This window comes from Streptomyces sp. NPDC001728 (assembly GCF_040297565.1).
Classification (GTDB): domain Bacteria; phylum Actinomycetota; class Actinomycetes; order Streptomycetales; family Streptomycetaceae; genus Streptomyces.
The window spans coordinates 60,508-78,246 of record NZ_JBEOZK010000009.1 but is presented as its reverse complement, the minus strand read 5'-3'; the positions used below and the strand labels follow the sequence as shown (position 1 = coordinate 78,246).

Genomic DNA, 17,739 nt, shown 5'->3' with positions numbered 1-17,739 from the left:
CCCCTGGAGGAGTGACCGGGCCCGGGCCCGCCGGGGAACCGCGCCCGTCGGCACCGCCCCTGACCTGCCCTCATGTGTGTGACACTCGCTCGGCACAGCAGGGACACAGGGAGCGGAGACGTCATGCGCGGTCAGGGTCGGGGTCGGGGTACGGCTCGGGGTACGGGGTGGGCGGCGGTAGCCGGAGTGACCCTGGTGGCGCTCCTCGGGGCCGGATGCGGGCCCGGTGCGGCGGGAGCGCCGGCCTTCGGCCGTACGGCGGCGCACGACGAGGTCCTCGCCGCCGTCGGCGGCTCGGGGCTGCCCGAGTCCGACCTTCCGGAGATCGGCGGGCCGACCCCGAAGGGCGCCACCCCCCGGCCCACGCCGTCCACGGTGCGGGAGCGGGCGGCCGAGCGCGGCGCCGCCTGCTCCACCGGCTGGCAGTACGTCGGCCCCGTCGCCGAAGGGTCCCGCGCCGGCTTCGACAAGGCGGTCTCCGCCCTCGCGGGGAAGCGGTGGAACCAGACGCAGCGCCAGGTGGAGAAGCTGGACGAGAAGGGCGGAACCAGCGTCACGGTCACGCTCAAGAAGCAGGGCTGGACGATGAACGCCCGCCACCACAGCGCCCGCCAGGGGCTGAGCATGGACATCATCTCCTTCCAGGCGTCGGAGGACTCGTGCATGGCGAAGCTCACCGAGAAGGAGCGGGAGTCCCTGCTCGGGGACGACGTCGAACGGCCTTGACGAAGGGCGCCGTTGCGGGCAACGACCGTTCCCACGTGCAAAACTGTGCCCCTGTCGGCGGAGGCGAGAGGCCTTCGTGTGTGCGTCCTTGGGAGTGCTGTGCGCAAGGTGATGGGGGCGGCCCTGGCCGCCGGTGTGGTGTTGCTCGTCGCGGGCTGCGGGAGCGACGGCGGTGCGGACAAGGGCGGCTCGGCGTCCGGCGGTTCGTCCTCGGCCGGTTCGTCCTCGACGGGCGGCTCGGGCGGTTCGGATGGCAAGCGGCTCGACGGTGCCGCGGTCACCGAGGAGCTGTCCGGCGCGGCGACCGGGGCCGGCTTCACGCAGGACGCCTCGGGCGAGCAGGTTCCGGCCACGCTCAAGAACTGCATGGTCAGCTGGACGGCCGACGCCGAGAAGGCCGCCGACCCGGCGAAGTCGTACAACGCCACGGTCGCGACCCTGACCAAGGGCGGCTGGAGCGAGGAGCGCAGCTCCGGCCAGGGCGGCTCGGTGATCAAGTCCCTGAAGAAGAGCAGCTGGCAGCTCCAGGCGAGCAACCACTCCGCCGGCCCGCTCAAGCTGGTCATGTTCGTCGCCGTGGACGGCGGTCCGGAGTGCGCGGCGGCCATCGCCGAGGAGAACGCGAAGGCCAAGAAGTCCTGACCCGGTGCCGCCCGCACCCCCGGAGCACGAACCACCGGGGGCGCGGGCGGTGCGGCCCGTGCCGCTCAGCCGGCCACGGACTCCGGGGCCGATGCCTGGGCCTGGGCCGGTGCGGGGGCCGGTGCCGTCAGGTCGATCAGCCGGCAGACCGTCTCGATGTCGATCTTCACCTGTGCGATCGAGGCCCGGCCCGACAGCCAGGTGATCAGCGCCGAGTGCCAGGTGTGCTCGATGACCCGGACCGCCGAGAGCTGCTCCGGCGTCGGGTGCTCCGCCCCCATCGCGTCCAGGATGATCGCGGTCGTCAGCCGCGAGACCGTGTCGACCTCGGGGCTCACCCCGCGGTCCGCGAAGGTCAGCGCCCGCACCATCGCGTCCGCGAGCTGCGGTTCGCGCTGGAGGGCGCGGAAGGCCCGCATCAGCGTCTCCGCGACCCGCTGCGCCGCGTCGGCGCCCGCCGGGGGCCGCTTCCGCAGGGTGGTGTGCATGTGCTGGAGCTGGTCCTGCATCGTCGCGACCAGCAGGTGGATCTTGGAGGGGAAGTAGCGGTACAGCGTCCCCAGGGCCACTCCGGCCGCCTCGGCGACCTCCCGCATCTGCACGGCGTCGAAGCCGCCCCGCGCCGCGAGCTGCGCGCTGGCGTTCAGGATGCGGCGGCGGCGCGCCTCCTGCCGCTCCGTGAGGGGTGGCGACGCGGGGCTGCGGTCCGCTCTGTTGTCTGCGGTCATGAGGTCCCGTTCCGTGCGGTGGGGAGCGACAGTATGGCGGTGCGGAGGCCGTGGCGCGAATCACCTGTTCCGGATCTCACCGCGGAGCTACCTGCCGGTAGATTCTGTCCTCCTCGAAGGATCAAGCGTTCGAGAACGATCGGGCCGGAGATCGGGCCGGCGATCAAGTCTGTAACTTGTTCTAGATTAGCGCGAGCGGATACGCTCCGGCGAAACGCACGCTCGAAGGGGGTCGCGCATGAGCGCTGAGGCCATAGAGGCAAGCCCCCGACAGGGCGTCACGGCGGCCGGGGGTGAATCCCTGCGCATCGCCCTCCTCACGTACAAGGGCAATCCCTTCTGCGGCGGACAGGGCGTCTACGTCCGACACCTCTCCCGCGAGCTGGCCCGCCTGGGGCACTCCGTCGAGGTCATCGGCTCCCAGCCGTACCCCGTCCTCGACGAGGGCGAGGACCTCGGGGGGCTCACGCTCACCGAGATCGCAAGCCTCGACCTCTACCGCTCGCCGGACCCCTTCCGTACGCCGAAGCGCGAGGAGTGCCGGGACTGGATCGACGGCCTGGAAGTCGCGACCATGTGGACCGGCGGCTTCCCCGAACCGCTCACCTTCTCGCTGCGGGCCCGGCGCATGCTCGCCGCCCGCCGCGGCGACTTCGACGTCGTCCACGACAACCAGACCCTCGGGTACGGGCTCCTCGGCGGCCCGCGCGCGATCGGCGCGCCGCTCGTCACCACGATCCACCACCCCATCACCGTCGACCGGCAGCTCGAACTCGACGCCGCCGCCGACTGGAAGCGCCGCGCCTCGGTCCGCCGCTGGTACGCCTTCACCCATATGCAGAAGCGCGTCGCCCGCCGGATACCGTCCGTCCTCACCGTCTCCGGGACCTCCCGGCAGGAGATCGTCGAGCACCTCGGCGTACGCGAGGACCGCATCCGGGTCGTCCACATCGGCGCCGACACCGCCCTCTGGTCGCCCGACCCGGCCGTCGCCGAGGTCCCCGGCCGGATCGTCACCACCTCCAGCGCCGACGTCCCCCTCAAGGGCCTGATCCACCTGATCGAGGCGCTCGCCAAGCTCCGTACGGAGAACCCCGACGCCCACCTCGTCGTGGTCGGCAAGCGCGCCGAGGACGGCCCCGTCGCCGCCGCGATCGAGCGGTACGGGCTGGACGGCGCCGTCCGGTTCGTCAAGGGCATCAGCGACGCGGAGCTGGTCGACCTGGTGCGGTCGGCGCAGGTGTCCTGCGTGCCCTCGCTGTACGAGGGGTTCTCGCTGCCCGCCGCCGAGGCGATGGCCACGGGGACGGCGCTCGTCGCGACCACCGGTGGGGCGATCCCCGAGGTCGCGGGAGCGGACGGGGAGACGTGTCTCGCGGTGCCGCCCGGTGATGCGGGGGCGCTGGCCGCTGGGCTTGGACGGGTGCTCGGGGACGCGGAGCTGCGGGCTCGGCTCGGCGCGGCGGGGCGGGAGCGGGTGCTTGCCAAGTTCACCTGGGCGCGGGCCGCGCAGGGGACGGCCGAGCTGTATCGGGAGGCGGTCGCCGCGCAGGGCGCCGGGGTGCGCCGGTGATGCTTCGTCGTCATGGCCGGGTGCGGCCCGGTGGTCGGCTTGCGCCCACCTGTTCCGCCCTCCGGAACGCCTGCCCACAAGTCGGCGTGGGCGCCTGCCCACAACCACCTTCCACTCGCGAAAGCAGGATCCCGTGCTGACCGTCGACTTCACTCGCTTCCCGCTCGCCCCCGGCGATCGTGTGCTCGATCTGGGCTGTGGTGCGGGCAGGCATGCCTTCGAGTGCTACCGGCGCGGCGCCCAGGTCGTGGCCCTCGACCAGAACGGCGAGGAGATCCGCGAGGTCGCCAAGTGGTTCGCGGCGATGAAGGAGGCCGGGGAGGCGCCCGCGGGGGCGACCGCCACCGCGATGGAGGGCGACGCCCTCAACCTGCCCTTCCCCGACGCGTCCTTCGACGTCGTCATCATCTCCGAGGTCATGGAGCACATCCCCGACGACAAGGGCGTGCTCGCGGAGATGGTCCGCGTCCTCAAGCCGGGCGGCCGGATCGCGATCACCGTGCCCCGCTACGGCCCGGAGAAGGTCTGCTGGACGCTCTCCGACGCGTACCACGAGGTCGAGGGCGGCCACATCCGCATCTACAAGGCCGACGAACTCCTCGGCAAGATCCGGCAGGCCGGTCTCAAGCCGTACGGCACCCACCACGCGCACGCCCTGCACTCGCCGTACTGGTGGCTGAAGTGCGCCTTCGGCGTCGACAACGACAAGGCGCTGCCGGTCCGCGCGTACCACAAGCTCCTGGTCTGGGACATCATGAAGAAGCCCGCCCTGACCCGGGTCACCGAGCAGCTGCTCAACCCGGTCGTCGGCAAGAGCTTCGTGGCGTACGCGACCAAGCCGCACCTTCCGAAGGCCGACGCCGTGGACGCCGACAAGTGACGAGTCCCGAGCGGATCGCCGAGCACCTCGTCCTGCCCGGGGTGCTCACCGCCGAGCAGGCAGCCGAGACCGTCACCGGCATACTCGCCGTCCAGCGCGAGGACGGGGCGATCCCGTGGTTCCGGGGCCACCACCTCGACCCCTGGGACCACACCGAGGCCGCCATGGCCCTGGACGCGGCCGGCGAGCACGCCGCCGCCGCCAGGGCCTACGCGTGGCTCGCCCGCCACCAGAACACCGACGGCTCCTGGTACGCCGCCTACCAGGACGGCGACCCGGAGCAGGTCACCGACCGCGGCCGCGAGTCCAACTTCGTCGCGTACATCGCGGTCGGCGTCTGGCACCACTACCTCTCGACCGGCGACGACGCCTTCCTCGACCGGATGTGGCCCGTCGTCTACGCGGCCGTCGAGTTCGTCCTCGGGCTCCAGCAGCCGGGCGGCCAGATCGGCTGGAAGCGCGAGCCCGACGGCGCCCCGGTGAACGACGCGCTGCTCACCGGCAGTTCCTCGATCCACCAGGCGCTCCGCTGTGCCCTCGCCATCGCCGAGGTCCGCGAAGAGCCGCAGCCCGACTGGGAGTTGGCGACCGGGGCGCTGGGACACGCGATACGCCGCCACCCCGAGCGCTTCCTCGACAAGTCCCGCTATTCGATGGACTGGTACTACCCGGTGCTCGGCGGCGCGGTGACGGGAGCCGACGCGAAGACGCGGGTCGAGGCCGACTGGGACACGTTCGTCGTGCCCGGCCTCGGGGTGCGCTGTGTGGTCCCCAACCCCTGGGTCACCGGCGGTGAGAGCTGCGAACTCGCCCTCGCCCTCTGGGCGATGGGCGAGTCGGACCGGGCGCTCACCATCCTCCAGGACATCCAGCACCTGCGCGCCGGGAACGGCATGTACTGGACCGGGTACGTCTTCGAGGGTGAGGCGGAGGTCGACAAGGCCATGTGGCCCGAGGAGCAGACCGCCTGGACCGCCGGCTCCCTGCTGCTCGCGGTGGCGGCCCTCGGCGGCGAGGAGGCCACGGTGGCCGTCTTCGGCGGCGAGCGCCTTCCCGGCGGCCTCGAACCGGACTGCTGCCGGGCGTAGAGGGGCGGGGCGCCGGGCAGGACCTCCCGGGCCCGGACGCTACCCGGACGGAGTCGCCCGGGTAGCGGACGCCCCGGCCCCGGGTGAGGCTGGCGCCACAGTCCCCAGGGAGGTCCCGTCGTGCCCAGAAGTCCTTCGCGCGGAGTCGTGGCGCTGCTGCTTGCGAGCACCCTGCTCATGACCACCGCCGCCTGCGGCGGCGACACGCAGGGCACGAGCGCCGCCGTGACCCCGTCGGCCTCCAGCAGCTTCGAGCAGCAGAAGCTGGCGAAGACCCGGTTCGTGGCCAACGCGGGGCTGGCGGCGGGCGCCGCGTACCAGTGGATCGTGAAGCCGTACCGCGCGGGCAAGTTCACCAAGGGCGCGGACGGCCGGACCTTCGCCCTGGTGAAGGCGGGCCTCGCGGGCGCGTTCGCGTACAACCGGCTCAAGGCCGCCGTGAACAACGCCAAGGGCGACCCGTTGCTCTCCAAGGCGGTCGCACCGCTCTCGGCGGGCATCGACTCGCTCAAGGACCTCGGTACGAAGCTCCGCAAGGGCGAGGCGGGCGCCGCGGACGTCAGCTCCTTCGAGAGCGTCATCAACAGCGTCAAGGACGCGGGCAAGAGCGCCGGCGCCGAGGTCGTCGACAAGGTGCCCAGCGCGTCCCAGCTCAGCGGCGGGTGACCGACTCCCCGCCGCGCACTAGGAGTTGAGCTCGGCGAGCAGGCGTAGGGTCTCGGGGTCCGGTGAGGTGACGAGGAGGTCCGTCACCGGGCCCCGGCGCCATGTCTCCAGCCGTTCGGCGATCCGTGCCCGGGGTCCCACGAGGGAGATCTCGTCCGCGAAGTCGTCCGGCACGGCGAGCACCGCCTCCTCGCGCCGGCCGGCCGCGAACAGCTCCTGGACGCGCCGGGCCTCCTTCTCGTACCCCATGCGTCCCATCAGGTCGGCGTGGAAGTTGCGGGCCGCGTGGCCCATGCCGCCGATGTAGAAGCCGAGCATCGCCTTGACCGGGAGGAGTCCGGCCGCCACGTCCGGGCAGACCTGGGCGCGGACCATGGGGGCGACGAGGAAGCCCTCGGGGAGGCGCTCGGGGAGCGCGTACACCTCGGACCAGCGTTCGGGGGTCCAGTACAGCGGCAGCCAGCCGTCGGCGATCGTCAGCGTCTGCGCGATGTTCTTCGGCCCCTCGGCGCCCAGCAGGATCGGCAGCCCGGCCCGCAGCGGGTGGGTGATCGGCTTGAGCGCCTTGCCGAGGCCGGTTCCGTCGGGGCCGGTGTACGGGTGGGAGTGGTGCCGTCCTTCGAGCCGGACCGGGGCCTCGCGGCGCAGCACCTGACGGACCACGTCCACGTACTCGCGGGTCGCGGTCAGCGGGGAGCGGGGGAAGGGGCGCCCGTACCAGCCCTCGACGACCTGCGGCCCGGACAGGCCGAGCCCGAGCAGGACCCGCCCGCCGGAGAGGTGGTCGAGGGTGAGCGCGTGCATGGCGGTGGTGGTGGGGGCGCGGGCGGCCATCTGCGCGACGGCCGTCCCCAGCTTGATACGGCTGGTGTGGGCGGCGATCCAGGTCAGCGCGGTGAACGCGTCGGAGCCCCAGGCCTCCGCCGTCCACACGGAGTCGTAGCCGAGCCGCTCGGCCTCGCGGGCGAGGTCGAGGTGGGCGGGGGAGGGGCCGCGGCCCCAGTAGCCGAGGGCGAGTCCGAGTCGCATGCCCCGCATCCTTTCTGACGATCCGTCAGTTCGTGCGATGCGGGGACTGTACGCCAACGGCCCCCCGCCCGGAAGGGATTCCGGACGAGGGGCCGTGGAGTGAGGGCCGTACGGTCAGGGCTCGGGGGCTTCCTAGCCGCGCTGGATGCCCGTGGTGTCCTGGAGGACGCCGCGACGGCCGTCCTGCGTCTGGGCCACCAGGCCCGGACCGCGCTGCTCGACCGCCAGGTACCAGGTACCCGGGGCCAGTTCGGCGATCGGCGCCTGCGAGCCGTCCTCCGCGTACAGCGGACGGGCGACCGGGACGGCGAACCAGAACGGGGTGAAGTCCGAGGCCGGCTGCGCCTGCGCGGCCGGGGCCTGGGCCTGCGGCTCGGGCTGGTGCGCGGCCTGCGGCTGCGGGGCGGGCGCCTGCGCGCCGAACGGCTGGCCCGCACCCTGCGAGGGGTCCTGCGGCCCGCCGTACTGCGGGTGCTGCGCGCCCGGGTAGCCGTAGCCGGCACCGGGGACGCCCTGCTGGCCGGGCTGACCCGGCTGCATGCCGTACGGCTGCGGGGCCTGCGGGCCGGGCGCGCTCATCAGCGGGGCCTTGAGGGCGGGGACCAGCGGACCGGCGACGGCGGCGGCGGCCAGGACCAGGGAGGCGATCAGGCCGAGGATCAGGCCGGCACCGGCGCTGGTCGACTCGAAGACCCACATGAGCAGGGTCCAGGCGGAGGCGATGGTGAAGGCCGCACCGACCTGGCCGAGCTCCAGGCCGGCGATCTTGCGCTGCTGCGGCAGGCCGTGGGAGACGACGACGAGGGCGGCTCCGGCGATGCCGAGGAAGAAGGAGCCCCAGCCGAGGGGCGACGCCTCCCACGAGTTCGGGAGGTCGACCTGGTCGCAGACGGTCGCGGGGCCGTTGCAGCTGGCGTAGCCGAGGAACGAGGCGATGAACAGCACCACCGCTGCACCGATCAGCACGCCATCGCCTCGGGTGAGGGAGCGGATATTCACGTAAGAGTCCTTCGTCGTTCGTCGGTCGTCGCGTCGGGGGTGGTACTCGGGGCCTCATGGGCAGGGCCTCATGGCACGGGGGCGGCGCCCCATCGTACGGAGCGAATCTATCGCCCGCCGGTCCTACCCCTTGAGGTAGGTGGCGATGCCGTCCGCGAGGCCCTGGGCCGCCTTCTGCCGCCACGCCGCCGACGTGAGCAGCTGGGCGTCCTTCGGATCACGCATATTGCCGCATTCGACGAAGACCTTGGGCACGGTTGAGAGATTGAGTCCGCCGAGATCGTCCCGTACGTCCAACCCCGTGCCGGAACCCAGGTAGTTGGCGGGCGAGGTTCCGGTGGCGCGGGCGAAGCGGTCGACGATGTCCTCGCCCAGGTCGCGCGAGGGGCCGACGATCCTCGCGGTGTCGGCGGAGCCGCCGCGCACGCGTGCGGGCAGGATCACATGGAATCCGCGGTGGCCGACGGCGGAACCGTCCGCGTGGACGGAGACGACGGCGTCGGCGCGGGCCGCGTTGCCGATCCGGGCCCGCTCGTCGATGCAGGGGCCCCAGGGGCGGTCGGCGTCGTGGGTGAGGACCACCTTCGCGCCACGCGCGGTGAGGAGGTCCCGCAGGCGGTGGGAGACGTCGAGGGTGAACGAGGCCTCGGTGTACCCGGCGTCGGTCGAGGTGCCCGTGGTGTCGCATTCCTTACGGGTCGTCCCGATGTTCACCTTCTGGTTGATCTCCCGGGAATGGCGGAAATTGCCGGAGTTGTGACCGGGGTCGATGACGACGGTCCGCCCGGCGAGCGGACGGTTGCCCTGCGAGACGGGCTGCGGGGAGCGGCTGGACTGCGGGGCCGCCTGGGGGGAGCGGCTCGGCTGTCCGCCGGAGGCGACCGGCGGCAGGGACTGCGTCGCGCTCTCCTGCCGGGTCTCCTGGGCCTTCCCGCTGGGCGGCGCGGCCTGCGAGGCCCCGCAGCCGACGAGCGCGGCGCAGCAGCCCGCGAGGGCGAGCGCACGGGTGAGCACGGAGCTGCGCGTGGGGCGGGGTGTGGGGGTGGGGGTGCGGCGGGAGGTCTTCCGGTGGTCGTACGGCACCCGGGCGACTCTAGGCCCTGCGCGCGGCGAAATCCCGTAGCGGCCAGATCCCAGGTTGGTCACCGGCTCCGGATAACGGTGGACGCGTGTGCCGGGACCGTGAAGGGTAGGTGTCCAGAGGCGACGGTGGGGTGCCACCGCGCATGGACCCACGAGGGGGAACCGTGGTGGGGGAAGAACCGAACGACGCACGTCCCGAACCGTCCGACCGACCTGTCGGAAGCGGCGGGAACGACCCACGATCGAGCGGGTACGACCCGCGGCAGGGCGGGGGCCCGGGGGAGACGCTTGCCGGGGCGCCCGGGCAGACGACCGGCGGGGTGCCGGGACAGGGAGGGTACGGGGGCCCGGGGCAGCCGCCCGCCGGAGCCTTAGGGCAGCCGCCCGCCGGGGCGCCGGGACAGCCGCCCGCCGCGCCGTGGGAGGCGCCGCCCGCTGCGGGTGCCGCTCCTGCGGCTGCCTCCGCTTCCGCCGCTCCCGCTCCCGGCTGGTCCGGAGCGGAAGCAGGAGCGGGAGCGGGAGCCGGTGCCGCGCCGCCGCCCCCCGGGGCCCCGCCCGGCTACGGGCCGCCGCCGGGCTACGGCCCGCCCGGATACGGCCCGCCTCCCGGGTACGGCGGGCAGCCGCCCACGCCGCCGCGCGGGGACGCGAACCCCGCCCAGGCCGCCATGGTCGGCCTGCTCAACCTCTCCTGCCTGGGCCTCGGCTACGTCCTCCTGCGCAACTGGATCGGCGCCGCCGTCTGCTGGATCGCCACCGCCGTCCTGCTCGTCATGGCCCTCCCGGCCGATGTCGACGGCGTGCCCCTCGGCCTCCTCGCCGGCTACGGCGTCTTCCTGCTCCTCGCCGCCGCCGACGGCGCCCGGCGCGGACTGCGCGCGACCCTCCGGATCGGTGACTCCTTCCGTCGGCTCGCGCTGCCGCTGGCCCTCGTGCTGCTCGCCGTGCCCGCGGGCGGTTCGCTCGCGTACGGGGCGGCCCGCGACGAGGCGAAGGAGCAGGCCCTGCTCGAACGCCTGGCCGCAGCCGACGAGCTGGTGAAGTCCGCCGACGGCCTGGCCTTCGACAAGGCGGAGCCGATCTACCGCAGGGCGCTGGCCGACTACCAGGACCTCGGCATCGGGCACGCGGGTTCGCGGGCCGGGAAGCTGGTTCCGGCCCGGCTCGACGCGTACTACACGACAGTCTCAGGGCCGTACGAGAAGAAGGAGTACTGCGCGGCCATCGCACCGCTCAAGCACCTGCGCGAGCTGCCCGGCACCTTCGACAAGGACCTGCTCGGCGCCCGGCCGGCGAAGACCGACGAGCCGCTGGCGCACTCGCTCTACGAGTGCGGGACGGCCGCGCTCGGCGTGCAGACGGCGAACCCGCCCGCCTCCGAGAGCCTGAACGCGCTGTACGACACCTTCCCGAAGTCGGTCCACGCGACCCGCGTCGAGCCCGCGGTGCGGGCGGCGATCAAGACCAGGACGACCGCGCTCACCGGCGGGGCCGCCCCCTGCGACACCACCAACGAGCTGCGCGCGCTCCGCTCCTCCCTGGACAACATGACGGACCCCGCCGTCGAAGGCGCCACGAAGGAGGCCGCGTCGGCGGTCCAGAAGGGCGACTTCTCCTGCGGGACCTTCCAGTTCAGGAGCAAGGACTTCGGTGACGCGGGCAAGACCATGACCCAGTACGCCAAGGACTACCCGAACAGCCCGCAGGCCGCGCACGCCCGTTCCATCGCCATCGCCGCCGAGATCGCGGAGGAGGAGCCGGAGGCGGGCAAGAAGCTCCCGCCGGCCGAGGTGCCCGGCGGGGGCCGGATGGTGATGGTGGTGAGCAACGACGGGCCCGGCTCGGTCGAGCTGCTCTACACCGGCCCGATGACCGGCAAGGTCACCCTCAAGGCGTGCGGGACCTGCACCAAGTACTCCAGCCTGATCCCGCGCGGCGGCAAGGTGAAGGCCTGCACGGGGCCGTCCTCGAAGTACCCGAAGGCGACCCTGCTGCTGCCCGCCGGTGACTACCACTTCCTCCAGAAGCGGGCGGCGACGGGCACGTCCACGGCCGGGGACACCAAGTCGAGCAAGGCGAAGATCGAATCGGGCTACAGCTACACGAACTGCCTGTACGTGACCTCGCTGTTCTGAGCCCGCGCCGCCGCCCCGCCCCCGTGGCGGTCAGCGGCGGCGCAGCACCCGCAGGGAGTCGGTGACGGAGATCTCCTCGAAGTCACCGGACTCCAGGGCGCGGAGGTAGATCCGGTACGGCGCCTGGCCGCCGTCCGCCGGGTCGGGGAACACGTCGTGGATGACGAGCAGGCCCCCGGGGGCGACCTTGGGGGCCCAGCCCTCGTAGTCGTTGGTGGCGTGCTCGTCGGTGTGACCGCCGTCGACGAAGACGAGGCCGAGCTGCCCGCCCCACACCTTCGCGACCTGCGGGGACCGCCCGACCACGGCGATCACGCACTCCTCCAGACCCGCCTTGCGCAGCGTCCGGCGGAAGGTCGGCAGGGTGTCCATGAGACCCACCTCGGGGTCGACCACGGTCTCGTCGTGGTACTCCCAGCCCGGCTGCTGCTCCTCGCTGCCCCGGTGGTGGTCCACGGTCACCGCGACGGTCCCGGCCTGCCGGGCCACGTCGGCGAGCAGGATCGTGGAGCGTCCGCAGTACGTCCCGACCTCAAGGAGCGGCAGCCCGAGCTTCGCGGCCTCGGAGGCCGCCTCGTACAGGGCGATCCCCTCCCCGGCGGGCATGAAGCCCTTCGCGGCCTCGAAGGCGGCAAGGATCTCGGGCGCGGGCACGGACATGGTGACTCCTACTGGCGGGTACGGGGGTACGGGCGCCCATCGTGCCCTACGCGTCGCACTCGAACCACACCCTCTTCCCGTCGGCCCGTTCGTCGACCCCCCACCGGTCCGTCACGGCCTCCACGAGGACGAGCCCCCGCCCGCCCTCGTCCAGCGGCGCGGGAACCTTCGCGTACACGGCCCCGGGTACCTCGTCCGAGACCTCGACCCGGAGCCCGTACGGCTCGCGCAGGATGAGCACGGAGCAGCGGCGGCCGGGCACGTGCCGGACGACGTTGGCGACGAGTTCGGTGAGGGCGAGGGTTGCGGGGTCGGACAGGTGGCCGAGTTCCCAACGCGTGAGGAACATGTGCAGGATGCGGCGCATGTGACCGGCAGAGTGGTCACCGACGGTGAAGGCCATGCGGTAGCTCGTGGCAAGGGCCGCAGGGTAGAGGTCTGTTGCCTGATTCATGCCACCAGAGTGGTCGGTCTTCGTTACGCTCGGCTACGGCCTGAACACAACGCCTCACCGCGTGAGCTTGAGGGGTGACCACACCTTGGTCAACATCCGCAGCCTGGATCCGAGCGCGTCGCCGCTGGACTACTTCGGATCGGAACTCCGCCGTCTGAGAGAGGAGGCCGGACTCAACCAGCCGCAGCTCGGCAAGATCGTCTACTGCACGGGCTCGCTGATCGGCCAGATCGAGACGGCGAAGAAGGTCCCGACGAGACGGTTCTCGGAACAACTCGACGCGGCGCTGATGACGGGCGGGCTGTTCTCGCGGCTGGTGGGCCTGGTGCTGAAGAGTCAGTTGCCGACGTGGTTCCAGCCGTACGCGGAGATGGAGGCGAAGGCGACGTACATCTCGACGTACCAGTCGCAGCTGGTCTACGGCCTGCTCCAGACGGCGGAGTACGCCGGGGCGGTGCTGAGCGTCGAGAACCCGGGACGGCTGGACGAGATGGTGGCGGCGCGGATGGAACGCCAGCGCATCCTGGAGCGGGAACATCCGCCGGTGCTGTGCGTCGTGCTCGATGAGGCGGTGCTGTGCCGGGAGATCGGCGGGGCGGAGGTCATGCGGAACCAACTGGCCCACCTGTTGAGCTTCCGTCACCACCCGTGGGTGCAGGTGCAGGTGCTTCCCTTCGAGGTGGGCCAGCACCCGGGGTTGCTGGGTTCGTTCAACCTCCTGCGCTTCGAGGACGACCCTGACATCTTCTACACCGAGAGCTACGACTCGGGCCATATGACCGCCAATTCCCAAGTGATCCGGGAGGTGTCCGTCAGCTACGCTCGACTGCAGGCCTCGGCCCTCTCCCGGGAGGACTCGGCTGCGCTGATCGAACGTGTGATGAAGGAGCGGTATGGGCACCAGCCAGGACCTGCGGTGGCGTAAGTCGTCCTACAGCGGCCCCAACGGCGGTGACTGCATCGAGTGCGCCCCGCTCGGCACCGCCGCCTGGCGCAAGTCCTCCTTCAGCGGTCCCAACGGCGGCGAGTGCATCGAAATCGCCGACCTCGCCGCTCACGTCGCCGTCCGGGACTCCAAGAACCCCGAAGGCCCCGCCTTCCTCGCCGCCCCGGCCGTCTTCGCGGAGTTCGTGAGCGCCGCAGCCGAGGGCCGTATCGGCGGCTGACCGTGGCGACCCTGATAGGGACGTTGATCCTCGCCATCGGGCTGCCGGCCTGGGCGGGGATCACGTACGTGGGGCTGGTCAGGGCGCGAAGGGGCGACGGGCTTCCGCGGCCCGCCCCGCCCCGCCCCCCGCGCTCGCGCGCGAGGAAGGCCGCCTACGTCGCGGCGATGGCGTACGTCGCGGGCGGGGCGGTGCACCTGTACGGCCTGTCGTACATGCCGTTCCTGTTCCCGGAGGACGCGTGCTGGTTCGGCGTGGGGATCAAGGCCTCCCCGGACTCCAGCAGCGCACTGCCGGTGAGCCTGGTGTGCCACGGCATCGAGGTCGTCCCGTGGTGGGTCAACCCGGGCCTCCTGATCCTGGGGACCACGGCCGTCGTCGCGACCGCCACGAGCGTGCTCCTGGCCCTGCGGCGTCCGGCCGGTACCCGTTGATGGGTGCAGGCCGGAACCCGTTCCGGCCCGCACCCGGACCACATCGGCGACCATCAGCCCCGGCCCGTGTACTGAAGGGTCACGCCCCCGTCAGCACCGCCCGCAGCTTCCGTATGCCCGCCTTCCACTCCTCCCCGTCCGACTCCTCCCAGAGTTCGAGGAGTTCGGAGGGTTCGGTGAGGATCCGGTCCAGGGCCGCGACGGCCTCCGGGCGGAGTTCGGCCGGGAGGGGCGGCAGGGGTTCCTTCGGGCCGTACGCGGTGGTGACCGGGTCGCCGCCCGGGCACTGGGCCGCGACCAGGGCGGCCGAGGCGATCGCCTCCACGGCGACGTCCGCGTCCACGTCCTCGTCGCCGCTCGCCCTCACCTCGCGGAAGCACGCGCCCAGCACCTCCGCCTTCTTCTCCGCCGGGGCCTCGTCCACCCGGTAGGAGAAGTCGGCGGCGGTGTCGTTGTCGAAGGGGCCGATGTCCCAGGTACCCATGGCGTGCTCACTCTCTCCGTGTTCGGTCGATCAGCTGCACCCACAGCGTGGCATGCACCACTGACAACGCCGCTCCGGTGCCGGAGCCGTGTGCTTGGATCCTGGCCATGACGACGGACGACACGCAGGACCCGGCCGCCCAGGCCGACTTGACGCACATGTGGATCGGTGCGGTCCCCTCCCTCGATCCCGAGGGGCGGGAGGTGATCCTCGGTCTCGACCAGAACTCCACCGAGCCCGGCGAGCGCCTGGTCCGTCTCCTCCTGAACCGGGGGCACGAAGGCGAGGAGGGCGTCTTCTATCTGCTGCGGGAGGACCTGGTCGCCCGCTACAGACGGACCGCCGACCGGCTCTCCGTGACGCTGCTCGCCCGCCGGGACGTGCTGGCCCACGACCTCCACTCGTCCCCGGACGACGTACGGGCCTCCCTGGACGCGCTGCCGTCCGACCCGCTCGACGCCGACCGCCTCGTCCTGCTGACCCGGGAGCTGACCACGGACTTCCACCCGGCCGAGCAGGACGGCGAACACCAGCCGGTCCTGCTCCTCGAACACGCCGCAGCCCCGCACGCCACCCCACGGGACCTGACCACCCTCTTCGACGAAGGCGAAGCCGCCCTCGCCGTCGTGAACGCCGGCCTCCTCCCGTAACCCACCCCGTATCTGACCTTCCGTCAGAATGGAACGTGTTCTAGTCTGCCGCGCATGGGCATCGCCATCACGCATGAACAGCGGGAGCTCGCCCGAGCCGTTCGGGGCTGGCTCGCTCGGGCCGTACCTCCCGAGGAGGTGCGCAAGCACCTGGACGTTCCCGACGCCGGGCTCGGGCGGCCGGCGTACTGGGACGCCGCCGCCGGGCAGGGGCTCCTCGGGATCCATCTGCCCGAGGAGTGCGGGGGAGGGGGCGGCGATCTCGTCGACCTCGCCGTCGTCGTCGAGGAGGCCGCGCGGGCCCTGCTCCCCGGGCCCTTCCTCTCCTCCACGCTCGCCGCCGCGCTGCTGCACCGTGCCGGACAGGGGGAACTGGCCGCCGCCCTCGCGAGCGGGGAACGCGTCGGCGCCGTCGCCTTCGGCGGCACCGGCACCCTCACCGCCGTCCGTACCGCGAGTGGCCACCTCCTCGAAGGTGCCGCGCCCCCCGTCCTCGGCGGCGCACAGGCCGACCTCGTGATCCTGCGGGCCGCCACCGCCGACGGCAGCGTCTGGCTCGCCGTCGACACCGACGGCCTCACCGTCCGGCCCCACGAGAGCGCCGACCCGACCCGGCCCACCGCCGAGGTCACCGCCCGCGCCGCGCACGTCCCCGCCGCCCGTGAACTCACCCTCGGGGGCGCCGAAAGCGCCCCCGGCCACGTCACCGACACCGCCGCCGTCACCGCGCTCGTCCAGGACCTCGCCGCCGTCCTCTTCGCCGCCGACGCCTGCGGCACCGCCGCCCGCGCCGTCGACACCGCCGCCGAACACGCCCGTACCCGCGAACAGTTCGGACGGCCCATCGGGCAGTTCCAGGGCGTCAAGCACCTCTGCGCCGACATGCTCGTCCGGCTCGAACAGGCCCGCGCCCTCACCTGGGACGCCGCCCGCGCCGCGAACCCCGGCGAGGAAGACGACCACGACGGGCCCGGCAGCCAGGGCGGCGACATCGGCCCCGGCAGCGGCGCCGACCACGAAGGACCCCGCTCCCTCACCGCCGCCCTCGCCGCCGCCACCGCCCTCGACACCTCCTACAGCTGCGCCAAGGACTGCATCCAGATCCTCGGCGGCACCGGCTTCACCTGGGAGCACGACGCCCACCTGCTGCTCCGGCGCGCCCTCGTGGCCCGGCAGCTCCTCGGCACCGGCGACCACCACCGGCTCGCCGGGCTCCGGCACGCCGTCGCGGGGGTCCGGCGCGGTCTCCGTCTCGACCTGCCGCCCGAGGCCGACGCGTACCGGAGGGCGGCCCGCGAGGCCGTCGCCCCCGCCGCCGGACTCGACCCGGCCGCCGCGCGCCGCGCCCTCGTCCCCACCGGCTACGCCGCCCCGCACCTCCCGGAGCCGTACGGACTCGGCGCCGGGCCGCTCCAGCAGCTGGCCGTCCAGCGGGAACTGGACGAGGCCGGGATCAAGGTCTCCGGGCTCGGCATCGCCACCTGGGTCGTACCCTCGCTGCTCGCCCACGGCACCCCCGCCCAGCAGGAGGAGCACCTCGCCCCGACCCTGCGCGGCGAACGCCTCTGGTGCCAGCTCTTCTCCGAACCCGGCGCCGGCTCCGACCTGGCCTCCCTCCGCACCCGCGCCGAACGCACCGAGGACGGGCGCTGGCGGATCAACGGCCAGAAGGTCTGGACGAGCGCCGCCCAGTGGGCCCATCACGGCATCCTGCTGGCCCGCACCGACCCCACCGCCCCCAAGCACCAGGGCCTCACCTACTTCCTCGTCGACATGCGGAACACCCCGGGCATCGACATCCGGCCGCTCAAGGAGATCACCGGGGACTCCCTCTTCAACGAGGTCTGGTTCGACGACGCGCTCCTCCCCGCCGACGCCGTCGTGGGCGAGGTGAACGACGGCTGGCGGGTCGCCCGCAACACCCTCGGCAACGAACGCGTCCACATGGCCGACCAGGTCGCCTTCGACACCGGCCTCGAAGCGCTCATCGAACGGGCCGCCCCGCAGGACAGTTCCGTACGCGTACGGATCGGCGCCCTGCTCGCGGAGGCGCACGCGCTCGCGTGCATCGGCCTGCGCACCACCCTGCTCCAGGTGTCCGGGCTCGAACCGGGCGCGGGTGCCAGCGTCCGCAAGCTCGTCCAGACCCTCCACCAGCAGCGCCTTGCCGAACTCAGCCTCGAACTCCTCGGCCCCGAGGGCGCCGTGCGCGAGGGCCCCGGCGAGCGCGCCGTCCACGGAATGCTGATGTCGCGCTGCCTCACCATCGCGGGCGGCACCACACAGGTACAGCTCAATGTCGTCGCCGAGCGGCTGCTCGGCCTGCCGCGAGACTGAGGGGG

19 protein-coding genes are annotated in these 17,739 nt (G+C 72.7%); 12 read left to right on the top strand and 7 right to left on the bottom strand.

Annotation, left to right across the window (positions count from 1 at the left end; all coding sequences use genetic code 11):
• Positions 1-195: 195 nt before the first annotated feature.
• A complete protein-coding gene (locus tag ABT154_RS15890) occupies positions 196-726 on the top strand; it encodes a hypothetical protein (RefSeq protein ID WP_351857423.1) in 531 nt (176 codons plus the stop codon).
• Positions 727-825: 99 nt separating this feature from the next.
• The gene (locus ABT154_RS15885) at positions 826-1,368 is read left to right on the top strand and encodes a hypothetical protein (protein ID WP_351857422.1); all 543 of its coding nucleotides are present in this window, start codon (positions 826-828) and stop codon (positions 1,366-1,368) included.
• Positions 1,369-1,433: 65 nt separating this feature from the next.
• Here the strand turns inward: ABT154_RS15885 and ABT154_RS15880 are convergent, their stop codons facing one another.
• On the bottom strand, positions 1,434-2,096 hold the full coding sequence (locus tag ABT154_RS15880; RefSeq protein ID WP_351857421.1) for a TetR family transcriptional regulator: 663 nt from the start codon (positions 2,094-2,096) through the stop codon (positions 1,434-1,436).
• A 238-nt stretch (positions 2,097-2,334) separates the two neighbouring features.
• Here ABT154_RS15880 and ABT154_RS15875 point away from each other — a divergent pair, with 238 nt between their 5' ends.
• The 4 genes from ABT154_RS15875 to ABT154_RS15860 all read left to right on the top strand — a co-directional run bounded on the left by ABT154_RS15875 (position 2,335) and on the right by ABT154_RS15860 (position 6,303).
• Positions 2,335-3,669 carry a glycosyltransferase family 4 protein gene (locus ABT154_RS15875; RefSeq protein ID WP_351857420.1) on the top strand — a complete coding sequence of 445 codons (1,335 nt, stop codon included), beginning with the start codon at positions 2,335-2,337 and terminating at the stop codon, positions 3,667-3,669.
• Positions 3,670-3,802: 133 nt separating this feature from the next.
• Complete coding sequence (locus ABT154_RS15870) at positions 3,803-4,549, top strand: class I SAM-dependent methyltransferase (RefSeq protein WP_317875246.1); 747 nt, start codon at positions 3,803-3,805, stop codon at positions 4,547-4,549.
• Entirely contained in the window at positions 4,546-5,637 is a 1,092-nt protein-coding gene (locus tag ABT154_RS15865) for a prenyltransferase (protein ID WP_351857419.1), read from the top strand. The genes ABT154_RS15870 and ABT154_RS15865 overlap by 4 nt, the downstream gene beginning before the upstream one ends.
• Before the next feature lie 120 nt (positions 5,638-5,757).
• Entirely contained in the window at positions 5,758-6,303 is a 546-nt protein-coding gene (locus ABT154_RS15860; protein WP_502969512.1) for a hypothetical protein, read from the top strand.
• Between the two features lie 18 nt (positions 6,304-6,321).
• Here ABT154_RS15860 and ABT154_RS15855 read toward each other — a convergent pair whose 3' ends face one another.
• From ABT154_RS15855 to ABT154_RS15845, 3 genes are all read right to left on the bottom strand, one after another.
• Positions 6,322-7,332 carry an LLM class F420-dependent oxidoreductase gene (locus ABT154_RS15855; RefSeq protein ID WP_351857418.1) on the bottom strand — a complete coding sequence of 337 codons (1,011 nt, stop codon included), beginning with the start codon at positions 7,330-7,332 and terminating at the stop codon, positions 6,322-6,324.
• 132 nt (positions 7,333-7,464) lie between these two features.
• Positions 7,465-8,331 carry a DUF5336 domain-containing protein gene (locus tag ABT154_RS15850; protein WP_351857417.1) on the bottom strand — a complete coding sequence of 289 codons (867 nt, stop codon included), beginning with the start codon at positions 8,329-8,331 and terminating at the stop codon, positions 7,465-7,467.
• 123 nt (positions 8,332-8,454) lie between these two features.
• Positions 8,455-9,414, bottom strand: a complete 960-nt coding sequence (locus ABT154_RS15845; RefSeq protein WP_351857416.1) for an N-acetylmuramoyl-L-alanine amidase — start codon at positions 9,412-9,414, stop codon at positions 8,455-8,457.
• Positions 9,415-10,082: 668 nt separating this feature from the next.
• On the opposite strand from ABT154_RS15845, the gene ABT154_RS15840 reads away from it, so the two are divergent.
• Positions 10,083-11,549, top strand: a complete 1,467-nt coding sequence (locus ABT154_RS15840; protein WP_351857415.1) for a hypothetical protein — start codon at positions 10,083-10,085, stop codon at positions 11,547-11,549.
• A 30-nt stretch (positions 11,550-11,579) separates the two neighbouring features.
• Here ABT154_RS15840 and ABT154_RS15835 read toward each other — a convergent pair whose 3' ends face one another.
• Together ABT154_RS15835 and ABT154_RS15830 are read right to left on the bottom strand one after the other, a co-directional pair.
• The gene (locus ABT154_RS15835; RefSeq protein WP_351857414.1) at positions 11,580-12,209 is read right to left on the bottom strand and encodes a class I SAM-dependent methyltransferase; all 630 of its coding nucleotides are present in this window, start codon (positions 12,207-12,209) and stop codon (positions 11,580-11,582) included.
• Positions 12,210-12,255: 46 nt separating this feature from the next.
• Positions 12,256-12,663 (bottom strand): ATP-binding protein, encoded by a 408-nt coding sequence (locus tag ABT154_RS15830; RefSeq protein ID WP_351857413.1) that lies wholly within the window; start codon positions 12,661-12,663, stop codon positions 12,256-12,258.
• A gap of 85 nt (positions 12,664-12,748) precedes the next feature.
• On the opposite strand from ABT154_RS15830, the gene ABT154_RS15825 reads away from it, so the two are divergent.
• The 3 genes from ABT154_RS15825 to ABT154_RS15815 are packed head-to-tail and all read left to right on the top strand — an operon-like array spanning position 12,749 to position 14,263.
• On the top strand, positions 12,749-13,588 hold the full coding sequence (locus tag ABT154_RS15825; protein ID WP_351857412.1) for a helix-turn-helix domain-containing protein: 840 nt from the start codon (positions 12,749-12,751) through the stop codon (positions 13,586-13,588).
• Positions 13,557-13,829, top strand: coding sequence for a DUF397 domain-containing protein (locus ABT154_RS15820; RefSeq protein WP_351857411.1), 273 nt, complete (start codon positions 13,557-13,559; stop codon positions 13,827-13,829). The genes ABT154_RS15825 and ABT154_RS15820 overlap by 32 nt, the downstream gene beginning before the upstream one ends.
• Before the next feature lie 2 nt (positions 13,830-13,831).
• Positions 13,832-14,263, top strand: a complete 432-nt coding sequence (locus ABT154_RS15815; RefSeq protein ID WP_351857410.1) for a hypothetical protein — start codon at positions 13,832-13,834, stop codon at positions 14,261-14,263.
• 79 nt (positions 14,264-14,342) lie between these two features.
• Here ABT154_RS15815 and ABT154_RS15810 read toward each other — a convergent pair whose 3' ends face one another.
• A complete protein-coding gene (locus ABT154_RS15810; protein WP_351857409.1) occupies positions 14,343-14,747 on the bottom strand; it encodes a DUF4259 domain-containing protein in 405 nt (134 codons plus the stop codon).
• A 107-nt stretch (positions 14,748-14,854) separates the two neighbouring features.
• Between ABT154_RS15810 and ABT154_RS15805 the strand changes: the two genes are divergently transcribed.
• The gene (locus ABT154_RS15805; protein WP_351857408.1) at positions 14,855-15,397 is read left to right on the top strand and encodes a hypothetical protein; all 543 of its coding nucleotides are present in this window, start codon (positions 14,855-14,857) and stop codon (positions 15,395-15,397) included.
• 54 nt (positions 15,398-15,451) lie between these two features.
• Positions 15,452-17,734, top strand: a complete 2,283-nt coding sequence (locus ABT154_RS15800; RefSeq protein ID WP_351857407.1) for an acyl-CoA dehydrogenase family protein — start codon at positions 15,452-15,454, stop codon at positions 17,732-17,734.
• Positions 17,735-17,739 lie beyond the last annotated feature (5 nt).

Coding starts and splice junctions, on each gene's coding strand:
- ABT154_RS15835 (WP_351857414.1), bottom strand. CDS start 12,209: ATGTCCGTGCCCGCGCCCGAGATCCTTGCCGCCTTCGAGGCCGCGAAG.
- ABT154_RS15880 (WP_351857421.1), bottom strand. CDS start 2,096: ATGACCGCAGACAACAGAGCGGACCGCAGCCCCGCGTCGCCACCCCTC.
- ABT154_RS15805 (WP_351857408.1), top strand. CDS start 14,855: ATGACGACGGACGACACGCAGGACCCGGCCGCCCAGGCCGACTTGACG.
- ABT154_RS15830 (WP_351857413.1), bottom strand. CDS start 12,663: ATGAATCAGGCAACAGACCTCTACCCTGCGGCCCTTGCCACGAGCTAC.
- ABT154_RS15810 (WP_351857409.1), bottom strand. CDS start 14,747: ATGGGTACCTGGGACATCGGCCCCTTCGACAACGACACCGCCGCCGAC.
- ABT154_RS15855 (WP_351857418.1), bottom strand. CDS start 7,332: ATGCGACTCGGACTCGCCCTCGGCTACTGGGGCCGCGGCCCCTCCCCC.
- ABT154_RS15875 (WP_351857420.1), top strand. CDS start 2,335: ATGAGCGCTGAGGCCATAGAGGCAAGCCCCCGACAGGGCGTCACGGCG.
- ABT154_RS15840 (WP_351857415.1), top strand. CDS start 10,083: ATGGTCGGCCTGCTCAACCTCTCCTGCCTGGGCCTCGGCTACGTCCTC.
- ABT154_RS15820 (WP_351857411.1), top strand. CDS start 13,557: ATGGGCACCAGCCAGGACCTGCGGTGGCGTAAGTCGTCCTACAGCGGC.
- ABT154_RS15800 (WP_351857407.1), top strand. CDS start 15,452: ATGGGCATCGCCATCACGCATGAACAGCGGGAGCTCGCCCGAGCCGTT.